Origin of the sequence: Variovorax humicola (assembly GCF_037889915.1) — a bacterium.
GTDB classification, from domain to species: domain Bacteria; phylum Pseudomonadota; class Gammaproteobacteria; order Burkholderiales; family Burkholderiaceae_C; genus Variovorax; species Variovorax humicola.
Map to the genome: position 1 here is coordinate 92462 of NZ_JBBKZV010000025.1, position 12335 is coordinate 104796.

At 64.3% G+C, this 12335-nt stretch carries 13 protein-coding genes; 8 read left to right on the forward strand and 5 right to left on the reverse strand.

Going from position 1 to position 12335, the window contains the following annotated elements; translation table 11 throughout:
- Nucleotides 1–51: 51 nt before the first annotated feature.
- Nucleotides 52–945 (forward strand): LysR family transcriptional regulator, encoded by an 894-nt coding sequence (locus tag WKW80_RS27730; protein WP_340366809.1) that lies wholly within the window; start codon nt 52–54, stop codon nt 943–945.
- 83 nt (nt 946–1028) lie between these two features.
- A complete protein-coding gene (locus WKW80_RS27735; RefSeq protein WP_340366810.1) occupies nt 1029–2090 on the forward strand; it encodes an autotransporter outer membrane beta-barrel domain-containing protein in 1062 nt (353 codons plus the stop codon).
- A gap of 13 nt (nt 2091–2103) precedes the next feature.
- Here WKW80_RS27735 and WKW80_RS27740 read toward each other — a convergent pair whose 3' ends face one another.
- The 4 genes from WKW80_RS27740 to WKW80_RS27755 are packed head-to-tail and all read right to left on the reverse strand — an operon-like array spanning nt 2104 to nt 6757.
- On the reverse strand, nt 2104–3336 hold the full coding sequence (locus WKW80_RS27740) for a M20 family metallopeptidase (protein ID WP_340366811.1): 1233 nt from the start codon (nt 3334–3336) through the stop codon (nt 2104–2106).
- Nucleotides 3337–3346: 10 nt separating this feature from the next.
- The gene (gene uraD / locus WKW80_RS27745) at nt 3347–5113 is read right to left on the reverse strand and encodes a 2-oxo-4-hydroxy-4-carboxy-5-ureidoimidazoline decarboxylase (RefSeq protein ID WP_340366812.1); all 1767 of its coding nucleotides are present in this window, start codon (nt 5111–5113) and stop codon (nt 3347–3349) included.
- A gap of 13 nt (nt 5114–5126) precedes the next feature.
- Nucleotides 5127–6065, reverse strand: a complete 939-nt coding sequence (puuE, locus tag WKW80_RS27750; protein ID WP_340366813.1) for an allantoinase PuuE — start codon at nt 6063–6065, stop codon at nt 5127–5129.
- Between the two features lie 17 nt (nt 6066–6082).
- Nucleotides 6083–6757, reverse strand: coding sequence for a GntR family transcriptional regulator (locus WKW80_RS27755; protein WP_340366822.1), 675 nt, complete (start codon nt 6755–6757; stop codon nt 6083–6085).
- 77 nt (nt 6758–6834) lie between these two features.
- Here WKW80_RS27755 and uraH point away from each other — a divergent pair, with 77 nt between their 5' ends.
- A complete protein-coding gene (gene uraH, locus WKW80_RS27760) occupies nt 6835–7185 on the forward strand; it encodes a hydroxyisourate hydrolase (RefSeq protein WP_340366814.1) in 351 nt (116 codons plus the stop codon).
- Between the two features lies 1 nt (nt 7186).
- On the opposite strand, the gene WKW80_RS27765 is transcribed toward uraH, so the two are convergent.
- Nucleotides 7187–7681: a hypothetical protein gene (locus WKW80_RS27765; RefSeq protein WP_340366815.1), complete on the reverse strand. Its 495-nt coding sequence runs from the start codon at nt 7679–7681 to the stop codon at nt 7187–7189.
- 65 nt (nt 7682–7746) lie between these two features.
- On the opposite strand from WKW80_RS27765, the gene xdhC reads away from it, so the two are divergent.
- The 5 genes from xdhC to WKW80_RS27790 form a co-directional block, all read left to right on the forward strand.
- Nucleotides 7747–8556, forward strand: coding sequence for a xanthine dehydrogenase accessory protein XdhC (gene xdhC / locus WKW80_RS27770; RefSeq protein WP_340366816.1), 810 nt, complete (start codon nt 7747–7749; stop codon nt 8554–8556).
- 158 nt (nt 8557–8714) lie between these two features.
- Nucleotides 8715–9920 (forward strand): urate hydroxylase PuuD, encoded by a 1206-nt coding sequence (locus WKW80_RS27775; RefSeq protein ID WP_340366817.1) that lies wholly within the window; start codon nt 8715–8717, stop codon nt 9918–9920.
- Nucleotides 9921–10016: 96 nt separating this feature from the next.
- Nucleotides 10017–10490 carry a tyrosine-type recombinase/integrase gene (locus tag WKW80_RS27780; protein ID WP_340366823.1) on the forward strand — a complete coding sequence of 158 codons (474 nt, stop codon included), beginning with the start codon at nt 10017–10019 and terminating at the stop codon, nt 10488–10490.
- Between the two features lie 550 nt (nt 10491–11040).
- Nucleotides 11041–11544: a T6SS immunity protein Tli3 family protein gene (locus tag WKW80_RS27785; RefSeq protein WP_340366818.1), complete on the forward strand. Its 504-nt coding sequence runs from the start codon at nt 11041–11043 to the stop codon at nt 11542–11544.
- Between the two features lie 3 nt (nt 11545–11547).
- Nucleotides 11548–12335, forward strand: a 788-nt coding sequence (locus WKW80_RS27790; RefSeq protein WP_422822975.1) for a T6SS effector phospholipase Tle3 domain-containing protein, incomplete at its 3' end; no start/stop codon positions are given.

A 12335-nucleotide genomic window follows, 5' to 3' on the forward strand; every position in this document is an offset into this window, starting at 1 on the left:
CTTCAGAAATCGAAAAAGACGCACAATCGTATAAATCAATCTGGATTCACGATGAAAGCGTCATTGGCCGAGTTGCGGGTCTTCGTCACGCTCGGGGAAAGCGGGCATTTCACGCGCGCCGCCGAGCGCCTCGGCATGTCGCAGTCATCGTTGAGCGCCTCGCTGGTCAAGCTTGAAAAGCAATTGGGCACGCGCCTGTTCGACCGCCACACGCGCGCCTGCCGCGTGACCGAGGCCGGCGCCGCGTTGCTGCCCGCGGCGCGTCGCCTGGTCGCGGACTGGGACCATCTCTTTGCCGATGCGCGCGACTTTGCCCGGTTCTCGCGCGGCCGCGTGGCGGTGGCCGCGCCGAACGCGCAGTGCGCCTTGCTGCTGCCGCCGGCGATCCGGGCCTTTGCCACGCTGCATCCCGGCGTGCGCGTAGTGCTGCACGACGTACCCGAGCATGAGGTGCATGCGCTGGTGCGAAGCGGTGCCGCCGACCTGGGCATCGCAACGCAGACCGACGTGCGGACGGACCTCGTCTCCACCCCGATGTGGGCCGACGAGTTTATTGCCGCGCTGTCGCCGGAGCATCCGCTGGCTGGGCGCCGTACGCTCGAATGGGCGCAACTGGCGCGCGAGCCGCTGATCGGCTACCTCCCCGGCAATCCTGTGCGCCGGCTGCTGGAGGAAAAACTGGCCAGCCGCGGCATCACGCTCGACTACGCCTTCGAGATTGCGCTGCCGTGGACCATGATGGGCCTTGCGCGCGAGGCCCTTGGCATTGCCGTCGTGACCATGGCGCTGCGGCCGCTGGCCGAATGGAACGGGCTGGTGGTGCGCTCGATCGGCCGCCCGATGTTTGCACGCACCATGACGCTGCTGCGCGCCCCGGGCAATTCGCTGTCCCCGGCAGCCGCTGCCTTGCGCGAACTGTTGCTCGGTACCGCCGCAAAGGCGTGACGGCCGTTCAGGCGGCGTTCAACAAATCGCTAGGAAAATCCTGTAAAAACCGGTAACGTCGTCCGGCTTGGAGGCCTGAACCCATGCAACGTACCGCCTTGTTGGTCGCAGCTTTGCTCTGTGCTGGCGCAAACGGTGCCTTTGCCCAATGCGTGCCACCTTCGCCGGTCGGCAGCGTTTTTTGTGGCAGCGGCGGCCGGCTCGAGACGGGCGCATACATGGGCAACCGCCGGGTGTCGGACCTGCTTTTCGTGCATGGCCTCGATGATCGCGTGGGCGACTATTCGCTGTTCAGCACGGACCCGGGCGCCGATCCTTCGGCAACGCGGCGCGGCCTGTGGGTGCGCGCCGGCGGTGAAGGTTTCCGCCTGAAGGGCAACGACATTCCCGGCATCGACAGCAAGGCAGAACTGCTACAGGCCGGAGGCGACATCTGGCAATGGCCGCTGGGAACGGGTCGGCTTTCGGTGGGCGCCATGGTCAGTTTTGGAGCGGGGCGGACCGATGCAACCATGCGCGGCAGCCCGCTGACGGCCAACGGCAGGACATCGGGCGGCGGCTTCGGCTTCAACGCCACCTGGTACCAGAACGAACAGACAAGGCTTGGCTGGTACGCCGACACCTGGACGCAGTACGGCCGATTCACCAACGAGGTCGACCGGCCCCTGCTCGCGCATGTCTCTTACCAATCGCACAACGGCATGGCATCGGCGGAAACCGGCTATGCGATGCGCCTGTCGGAAACCAGCGCCTGGGTCGTCGTGCCGCAGGGTCAATTCATCTACACGCACAACCATGCGTACAACGTGACGCAGTCCGACGGCAGCGAAGTCTCGGGCGCCAAGCGCGGCGGCTGGATGTCGCGCGTGGGCGTACGGATGTACCCCGGCTGGATCGACGAGGGCAGCGTGCGCATCAAGCCCTATGCCGCCGTGAACTGGCTATACGACCACCTCACCGACGAAATCGTACTGAGCAACCAGCCCGCGACCAAGGACATCTTCCCGAGCAGCCGCTACGAACTGAAGGCCGGCGCCGACTTCAGGATTTCGCAAGGCTGGGCCGGCTGGGGCGATGTCGGCTGGCAGGCCGGCGGGTCGTACCGGGCCTGGTCGGCACGGGCGGGGGTGAAGTTCAACTGGTGATTTCGCGGCGCCGTCAGGCCAGCAGATCGGCCAGCGTGCGCGCGATCACCTTCGTGGCGCGGCGCAGGTCTTCGAGTTGCACGCGTTCGTCGCTGCGCTTGGCATGCGACTCGAGCACCGTGCGCGGGCCGGCGCCGTAGATCACGCCTGGAACGCCGGCCTCGCCGTAGAGGCGCACGTCGGTGTACAGCGGCGTGCCGACCGCCTTGAGCGGTTCGCCGAAGAGGGTCTCGCCGTGCTTCTGGATCGCTTCGACCAGCGGCTTGTTGCCGGGCGACGGCTGCATCGAATTGGCCAGCAACAGGCGCTTGATCTCGACCGTGATCCCCGCCATTTCCGCGGCCGCATCGGCGATCACCTTGCGGATGCTTGCTTCGACCTCGACCGGGTTCTCTTCGGGGATCATGCGGCGGTCGAGCTTCAGCACGACCTTGCCGGGCACCACGTTGGTATTGGTGCCGCCCTCGATGCGACCGACGTTGAGGTAGGGGTGGGTGATGCCTGGGACCTTCGACGTGACCTGCTGGTAGAGCGTGTTCTGCGCATACAGCGCGGTGAGGATCTTTGTCGCGCCTTGCAGCGCGTCGACGCCGGTGGTCGGGATGGCCGCATGCGCCATCTTGCCGTGCACCGTCACTTCCATCTGCAGGCAGCCGTTGTGGGCGGTGACGACCTCGTAGCTGAAGCCTGCGGCGATCATCAGGTCGGGCTTGGTCAGGCCTTTCTGCAGCAGCCAGCCCGGACCGAGCAGGCCACCGAATTCCTCGTCGTAGGTGAAGTGCAGTTCGACGCTGCCCTTGGTCGGCCGGGCGACCGCTTCGAGTGCGCGCAGCGCGAAGGTAAAGCTGGCGAAGTCGCTCTTGCTGACCGCGGCGGCGCGGCCATACAGCGCGCCGTCGGCGATCTCGCCGCCGTAGGGGTCGTGCGTCCAGCCATCGCCCGGCGGCACCACGTCGCCGTGGGCATTGAGCGCGACGGTGCGGCCCGTGCCCGGCGTTCCGTACTGGCGGCGCACGATCAGGTTGGTGATCGATTCGAGGCCGTAGTCCTTCACTTCCTGCGCGGGCACGGCATGCTTCTCGGCATCGAAGCCGAAGTCCTTGAGCAGTTCGGCCGTGCGCTCGGCATGCGGCGCGTTGTTGCCGGGTGGCGTGTCGGTGGGAACCTGCACCAGTTGCTGCAGGTACTTCACTTCTTCGTCGAAGTGGGCGTCGATCCAGGCGTCGAGTTTGGCGTAGTCGGTCATTGTTTCTTCTTCAGGCCGTCAGGTTGTTGAGGAGGTGCTGCAAGGCTTCGACGGCCAACTGCATGTCGTCCGATGTGCTCGATTCGAGCGGGTTGTGGCTGATGCCCGAATTGATGCCGCGCACGAACAGCATCGCCTGCGGCATCACTTCATGCAGCTTCATCGCATCGTGGCCGGCGCCGCTGGGCATGCGGAACAGCGGCAGGCCAAGCGAGTCGACGGCTTTTTCCCAGCGCTGCTGCCATTCGGGCGCGCTCGGCGCGGCGGCTGCGCGCATCGTTTCCTCGAGCGTGTAGCGCACGCTGCGCCGTTCGCAGATGTCCTTCAGCGCGGCCAGGATGTCGTTGGCCACGCTGTCGCGCTGGGAATTGTTCGGCGCGCGGATGTCCAGGCTGAACTTGCAGTTGCCCGGGACGACGTTGATCGACCCGTTCGGGACCTGCAGCATGCCGACGGTGGCGACCGAGTCGCCATCCTTCGCGGCGCGTTGCTCGGCAAACAGGATCAGCTCGGCCATGGCCGCAGCGGCATCGCGCCGGCGGTCCATCGGTGTCGTGCCCGCATGGCTGGCCATCCCGATCACCTCACCCACATAGCGCACGCTGCCATTGATCGAGGTGACGATGCCGAGCGGCAGGTCATGCTCGGTCAGCACAGGACCTTGTTCGATGTGCACTTCGACGAAGCCGAGGTACCGCGCCGGATCGCGCTGGATCTTCGGAATGTCTTCTTCGTTCAGGCCGGCATGCTTCATCGCCTCGCGCATGGTGATGCCGTCGGCATCCTTCTGCTCGAGCCATTCGGGGTTGAAGTGGCCGATGAGCGCGCCGGAGCCCAGGAAGGTGGCCTTGTAGCGCTGGCCTTCCTCTTCCGCGAAGCCGACCACTTCGAATGCGAAGGGCAGGCGGCGGCCCTGGCGATGCAGCTCGCGCACGCAGGCCATCGGCACGAAGATGCCGAGCCGGCCGTCGTACTTGCCGCCGTTGCGCACCGTGTCGTAGTGCGAGCCGGTCATCAGCGTCTTGGCGCCCGGTGTGGCGCCTTCGTAGCGGCCGACCACGTTGCCGACGGCGTCGATGTGCACGGAGTCGAAGCCGCACTCGGTCATCCAGTTCGAGATTTGCGCTGCACAGGCACGGTGCGCGTCCGTCAGGTAGGTGACGGTGAGCTGGCCCAGTTCCGCATAGCCCGGGTCGGTGTAGACGGCGAGCTGCTCCTGCCAGTCCCACACATCGTTGCCGAGCGTGATGTCATTGCCGAACTTGTCGTTCAGGCGAATCTCGGCAATGCGATGGATGTTGCGCAGCGCCTCGCCCAGTTCGAACGAGGGATGGTGATGCAGCCGGCGCTCGAAGGTCTCGATGATCGCCTTCTTGCCGAGCCCGGCACCGCGCGGGCCGCGCACTGCGAGCACGAACGGAAAGCCGAACTTCTCGCCGTAGGCCTTGTTGAGGCTGCGAATGTGCTCGAGTTCCTCGGGCGTGCAGTTGGTCAGGCCGGCCTTGCCCTGTTCGTTGGTCGACTCGGCCGTGAGCGTCTTGGCTTCCATCGCCTTGCCCGCGAGTTCGGGGTGGATGCGGATCAGGCCGAGCTTCTCGTCATCGCTCGCACGCTCCAGTACCTTCACCATCGCCAACTTCAGGTGCGCGAGCGATCGGAACGGCCGCTCGGCCAGTGCGCGTTCGGCCACCCAGGGCGAATGCTCGTAGATGCCGTCGAGCATGGCGACGGCTTCGGGCGCCGAAGCGCTGTTCAGTTGTTCGATGGTCAGTGCCATGTGAGTCTTCCTCTCAGGTCTTGAACGGGTGCACTTTCTTCCAGTGCTGAGCGATGTCGATGCGGCGGCAGACCCAGACCCTGTCGTGCTTCTGCACGTGGTCGAGGAAGCGCTGGAGCGCGCCGATGCGGCCGGGCTTGCCGAGCAGGCGGCAGTGCATGCCGATGCTCATCATCTTCGGTGCCTCTTCGCCTTCGGCATACAGCGCGTCGAAGCTGTCGCGCAGGTAGTTGAAGAAGTGCTCGCCGGTGTTGAAGCCCTGGGCCTGCACGAAGCGCATGTCGTTGCAGTCGAGCGAGTAGGGCACGATCAGCTGCGGCACCACGCTGCCGTCGGTCCTGGTGACTGGCGTCCAGAAGGGCAGGTCGTCGCCGTAGTAGTCGCTGTCGTATTCATAGCCGCCATGGTCGGCCAGCAGGCGGCGCGTGTTGGGGCTGTCGCGGCCGGTGTACCAGCCGAGCGGCCATTGGCCCTTGGTCATGTCGCGGATGACTTGCGTGGCCAGCTCCATGTGGCGCTTTTCGGTGGCTTCCGGCAGGTTCTGGTAGTGGATCCAGCGCAGGCCGTGATTGGCGATCTCGTAGTCGTTCTTGAGGAACGCGTCGAGCACCTCCGGGTAGCGCTGCAGGGCCATGCCGACGCCGAAGATGGTCATCGGCAGGCCGCGCGATTCGAACTCGCGCAGGATGCGCCAGACGCCGGCGCGCGAGCCGTACTCGTACATCGACTCCATCGTCATGTGGCGGCTTTCATAGGCCTGCGCGCCGACGATTTCGGAGAGGAAGGTCTCCGACGCCGCGTCGCCATGCAGCACGTTGTTCTCGCCGCCTTCTTCGTAGTTGAGCACGAACTGGACTGCGATCTTCGCGCCGTCGGGCCATTGGGCATGCGGCACGTTGCGGCCGTAGCCGACCATGTCCCGGGGATAGGGAGTCGTCAAGGAATCACTCATTGTTTGGTAGGGCGCCGTCAGGACAGCGCGAGGGAAATGTCGTTGGTCGGAACCTTGCGGTCGAAGGTCAGATTGGCCTCGACGTGCTCAAGGTGTTCAGTCATCAGGCGCACTGCGCGTTCTTCGTCCCTTGCCGCCAGCGCTTTCACGATGTCGGCATGCTCGTCATTCGAATGCTCTGCTGCGCTGGCACTCTGATACATCAAGGTGATCAGGGCGCAGCGTGAAATCAACTCTCCCAGGATCTGGGCCAATACGGTGTTTCCCATCAGTTCCGCCATGCGCACATGAAAGTCGCCCAGCAACTCGGTGCGGCCCGAAGCGTCGTCGCCCGAAAGCGAAGACTTCTCGAGCGCCACGTGTTCCTTGAGTGCCTTGATCTTGGCCGGTGTGACGGTACGCACGAAGGCGCGCGTCATCTCGGCTTCGAGCATGCGGCGCACCGCGAAAACCTGCTTGGCCTCATCCACTTCGGGCGCCGCCACGAAGGCGCCGCGCGCGGGCTCCAGCCGGATCAAGCGGTTTTGCGAGAGCTGGAACAGGGCCTGCCTGACCAGCGTGCGCGACACGCCGAAGTGATCCGCCAGCTTCTGCTCGGCCAGCTTGGAGCCGGGCTGGAGGCGGTGGTCGACAATGGCTTTGGTCAATGCGTCGACGATCGAGCGGGTGGTTGAGGACTCCATGATTTTCATGATAGCCCGAAAGCCAATAACTGTATACACTTTTGTCCACCGGAATTTTCCGCGACAAAATCTCAAGGAGCTTTCCCATGGGCCTGAGCACCCACGTACTGGACACCATGCATGGCGGCCCCGCCGCCGGCATGTCGGTTGCGCTGTACACCACCGATGGCGAACAGGCGACACTGGTGCGCCGTTTCACGCTGAATTCCGACGGCCGCAGCGACGCCCCGCTCTATGACAACAACTCCATCAAGGTCGGAACCTATCGCCTGGTGTTCGACGTGGCGGGGTACTTCAAGGCGAAGGGCGTGAAACTGCCCGAGCCCAACTTCCTGGACAAGGTGTCGCTCGACTTCGGCGTGGCGCATACCGACCAGCACTACCACGTGCCGTTGCTGGTCAGCCCGTGGAGCTACTCCACCTACCGGGGCTCTTGATTCAGAGTTGACCCTCGCTGAGGGTGTCCAGTTGAAAACTTCCACCCTTGTCCCAGAGCCAGGTGTCGGTGTACGTCACCTTGCCGAGCTTCGTGGCAACCGGAAACGGCGAGGCCGCGAGCACGGTGCGTTCGATCTCGGCAATGACTTCGGGCGCATGCTTCGGCGCGCGCATCCAGCGCATCGAGACGACCTTTCCGGTGGCATCGACGTTCACCTCCAGCGTGCCGATCGCATAGAGCAGGGCCGGGAGCTTGCCTTCGTAGATGCGCTTGGCATTGATGTCGTAGATGTGGCGGGCGGCGTCGCGCCGGTAGTCACGGGCATTGGCGGCGTTCGACGGGCGTGGAGGTGCCGCGGCCACGCCGGCCCTTGGAGGGGTCGCGCTGCTCAACTGGCCCGGGACGGTGGGACCGCTGCCGCAGGCGGCGAGCCAGAGGGTGCAGAGCAGGGCGCCGGCCTGGGTAAGCCGACGCAAATCGGGCGAACATTTCATTCGCAGGGTTATACCGCGCTCCCGTTCCCCGATGGCAACGGGAGGTTTTGTCCGGGAGGTGCCTCGTGAGCGGCGATGTGGACGTGCTGCTCGACCGCCTCGCGCGAGAAGACGGCGTGCTGGTGCGTATCACGCGCACCCAGGGCTCGGCGCCGCGCGAGGCCGGCACCTGGATGGCGGTCTGGGCCGACGGTCTTACCGCCACCATTGGCGGTGGGCAGCTCGAGTTCCAGGCGATGCAGGAGGCGCGTGACTGGCTGCGGGGCGGAGCGCCGATTCCGGAGGTGCGTCGCTACCCGCTCGGGCCGAGCCTGGGCCAGTGTTGCGGTGGCGTTGTGTTTCTTTCGTATCAATACATCACGGCGGCAGACCATGCCGCACTGCAACGTGAACTCGTGGACCGTCTGGCGCCGGTGGCGTTGTTCGGCGGCGGCCACGTGGGCGCGGCGCTCGCGCGCCTGCTTTCCAGCCTGCCTTACGCGGTGCGCTGGATCGACAGCCGCGACGGCGTTTTCCCGGACGCGCTGCCGGCGCAGATCGAAACCGAGTATTCAGAGCCGGTGCAGGATGCCGTCGCCCAGCTTGCACCGGGATCGCATGTGCTGATCATGAGCTTCAGCCATGCCGAGGACCTCGACATCGTCATCGCCTGCCTGAAGCGCCTGCGCGAACGCGATGACCTGCCCTACATCGGCCTGATCGGCAGCAAGACCAAGTGGGCGACCTTCCGGCACAGGCTCGAGGCGCGGGGTTTTTCAGAAGGCGAACTGGCGCGCGTCACCTGCCCCATCGGCGTTCCCGGCATCACCGGCAAGGAGCCGGAGGTGATCGCCGTGGCTGTGGCGGCACAGTTGTTGCAACTACGCCAAGGTTAAAAAAGTATGGGCCAGCGCCTTTAAACTGTATACACTCCAGTTCACAAGCCGCAGCGGAACGAGGGGATCGCGGCTTTCTTGCTGTTCACAGCCCCGCAGTGGTGAACAGAGGCAACACAATCGCGGCGCCAAGTAGCGCCGCCAGGGTTGAGAGCAACATGGAAAGCTACTACCTCGACTGGGCCAATCTGCTGCTGCGCTGGGTCCACGTCATCACCGCGGTCGCATGGATCGGCGCCTCGTTCTATTTTGTGATGCTGGACAACAGCCTCGAAAAGCCCGAAGACCAGGAGTCCCTCGACAAGGGCGTGGGCGGCGAGCAGTGGGCCGTACACGGCGGCGGCTTCTACAACATGCAGAAGTACCTGCTGGCGCCCAAGAAGGTGCCCGACCACCTGCACTGGTCGTACTGGGAAAGCTACACGACCTGGATCACCGGGTTCTCGCTCTTCACCATGTCATACCTGTGGAACGCGAGCACCTACCTCATCGACAAGAGCAAGATGGACTGGCAACCCGGTGCCGCCATTGGCGTGGCGCTGGCCTTCTTCGTCGTGTTCTGGATGGTGTACGACGGCATCTGCCAGATCTTCGGCCGCCGCAAGAACGGCGACACCATCGTCGGCGTGCTGATCGCGGTGTTCATCGTTTTCGCGACCTGGCTGGCCTGCTACCTGTTCGCGGGCCGCGCGGCCTTCCTGCTGGTCGGCGCCATGATGGCCACGACGATGAGCGGCAACGTGTTCTTCTGGATCATCCCCGGCCAGCGCAAGAACGTCGCGGCACTGCGCGCCGGCCAGCCGGTCGATCCGGTGCATGGGCAGCGCGGCAAGCAGCGCAGCGTGCACAACACCTACTTCACGCTGCCGGTGCTGTTCTCGATGCTGAGCAACCACTACAGCTTCACCTACACGCACAAGTACAACTGGATCGTGCTGCTGCTGATCATGCTGGGCGGCGCGGCGATTCGCCAGTTCTTCGTGGTGCGCCATCGCTTCAAGCTCGGCAATGCGGGCAACCCGCTGCCGTACGCGCTGTTCGGCATCGCGGTGCTCGGCCTGACCATCGTCTGGATGAAGCCCGAACCGGCAGCGGAGCCGGCGCTTGGTGCGCCGGCGGCCAAGGTGTCGTTCGGAGATGTGCAGAAGGTGCTCGAGCAACGCTGCTACATGTGCCACGGTGCTGCCATGCAGATGAAGAACGTGCGGCTCGACACGCCCGACCAGGTTGCGGCGCATGCGCAGGGCGTCTACCAGCAGGTCGTGGTGACCAAGATCATGCCGATGAACAATGCGACCGGCATCACCGATGCGGAGCGGGCGCTGATCGGCAAGTGGTTCGAGGCCGGGGCGCAAACCAAGTAGCTCGCCCCCAGGCTCCGCGCACTTCGTGCGCAGCGCGGGCGCCTCCTTGCCTCGGCCGCCGAGGTCGCGCCCGAACTCCTGCCGCTCGTGAAGGCCATGCCGATCGTGCCGGTGCGTCCCGGCGCCCTCGCGGCCCTGACGGTCGCTGACTATGAACGCTGCAAGCACAGCCTCTGGGTTCATGCCGACAAGGCCAACGTGGGCCGCTGCGTGACGCTGCCCGCGAAGGACAAGTACGGCACGCCGCACGAATCTGTCGCTGTTCTGGCAGAGCTGACACACCACAAGCTGCCGGGCGCACCGCTGTTCGCGAACGAGAGCCGCGGCCACTGGAAGGCCTACGCCTGGAACGACGCGATCAAGGAGGTCGCTGTCGCCGCGAAACTGCCGAGTGCGTTGACGATCCACTGGCTGCGCCACTCGCGCATCACGGACCTGATCACCGCGGGCGTGACGCCCATGACCATCGCGAAGATGGCCGGCATCTCGGTCGAGCAGATCGAGAAGACCTATCACCACCTGATCGACGACACCGCGCGCGAGGCGCTCGTGAGGGGCGCGGGGTATTGACAGGCGCGCAAGGAGCCAGGATCCCGGGGGCCTCAAGTGGACGAAAACGAAAAGCCGAAAAGCGCGATTTCCGCCACATTTCAAGACAAGTCCGATGGACGCCAATGGGGGGCGCTTCTAGAGTGGGTAAGGAGGCCCGCTTTCTGAGGCCGCCTAAACGAGAAGAAGAATTCGGAGGCATTTCATTTCCAACGCCCAGCGTTGCGCGAAGCAGTTCGCCTGGAGACAAGACGAAGCTACGCACGCCAGCGCGTGGCCGATTCATGGAATTTGCGCGTCCATGCCATGTCATGGCATCGGCGGAAAACAACAATTTTCGGGGGGTAAGAACAATGCCGACAAACACGCGCATGACGAGCAGAACACAACGAAAAGATTCAGGGAGATAGCAAAGATGAAATACACAAGAACCGCCGCAGTCCTCGCGGGGATCACGGGGAGCATGCTCCTGGTGGCGTGCACCCTTCGAGGTGGGCCTTATCCAGGTGTGCCGGAGCTACTACCGGCAGGCAGCGTTAACCAGCGTGGACGTCCGGGTGCAGCGCCGCGAGTGCTGTACCGCATTGATGACAACAGGTATTTCGAAGATGCCTCTGAAGCCGGGCATTTCTGCGAGAACGGCAGTCCGATTTACTACGTTGACAAGGCGCAGGGCATTCGCTCCTATGTGGTGAAGATGGATGGTGTCTCGATGGGCAGCAACTTCATCATCGACGCGGCCAACGATCAGTATCTGATCGGCCCCGCAACGAGGGGCAACACCGATTGTTCGTCGGGTGGCGGGTACTGCCGAGGCGACCGCTTGCCCTATTCGACGGATGCAGGCCGAACTTGGAAGAGAGCCGATGCCTTGTCTCCTACTGCGCCAGTGACTGTCACTGGGTCTCTGGCCTATGCCATCCGACCAACCGGGACCGTGTTGTCCCTGGACCTCACAAAGCCCGTTCCCGAGATGAAGGACTGGCAATGGCGGCCGGATGCTTCATTTCCACCGCCGCTTCGCAAAGCCCCTATCGACAACATCTTCCACTGCACTGCAAACGGCAAGGAATAAGCAATGAGTGACCTCGGCAAGCTGGACCCCGTCGCGTTCGACCAAGGCAAGGGTCAGTGGGTCGAAGGTAAGTGCACTGGCATCGACCGCGACAACCCCGTGCGCACCCATACCGTGGGCATCCCGCACCTGATGCCCGGCACCATCATCTTCGTGCACGACGTGAATTCCGAAAGTGAGTGGTATCGGGACGCGGCCGAGCAGTTCGCTCATGGCTTGAACTTTCGCCTCGGGCGGGATGACTTGCAAAGGCTTGAGAAGGCGAATCCAACGGATGTGCGATTTCTGACGCACAACAAGAGCGGCAATCGGACGCGCTCCCCGATCATCCCCTTCTACTGGGGCGTGCACGCCGCGCGCCGCCTGGCCAATCTCGTCAAGACCATCCGACGCGACCTGCCCAACGAGCCCATCAACATCATCGCCCACAGTCAGGGCACCATGATCGCGCTGTGCTCGCTGTTCTACCTCGATGGCGTGCGCGGCCCCGACACCCTCATCCTCAACAGCTCGCCCTACCGCTTCGACACCGGCATCACCGACTATCTCGCGGCCGCAGGGGGCACCCAGAAGGTGGCGAGTACGGAGGCCCGCGTCGCCACCTTTGCCAAGGCGGCCGAGATCATGCAGAAGGCCAAGGACGAGTTCAACTACACCCCCGCTCCAAAGACCGAGTGCGCCCACCAGCCCGTGCACCGCCACAAGTACGACGATAAGATCTTCGTGCACCAGCCGCCGGACAACCGGTGTCGTCGATCACGCCGCCGACTCGGTGTGCTGTGTCTCACGCG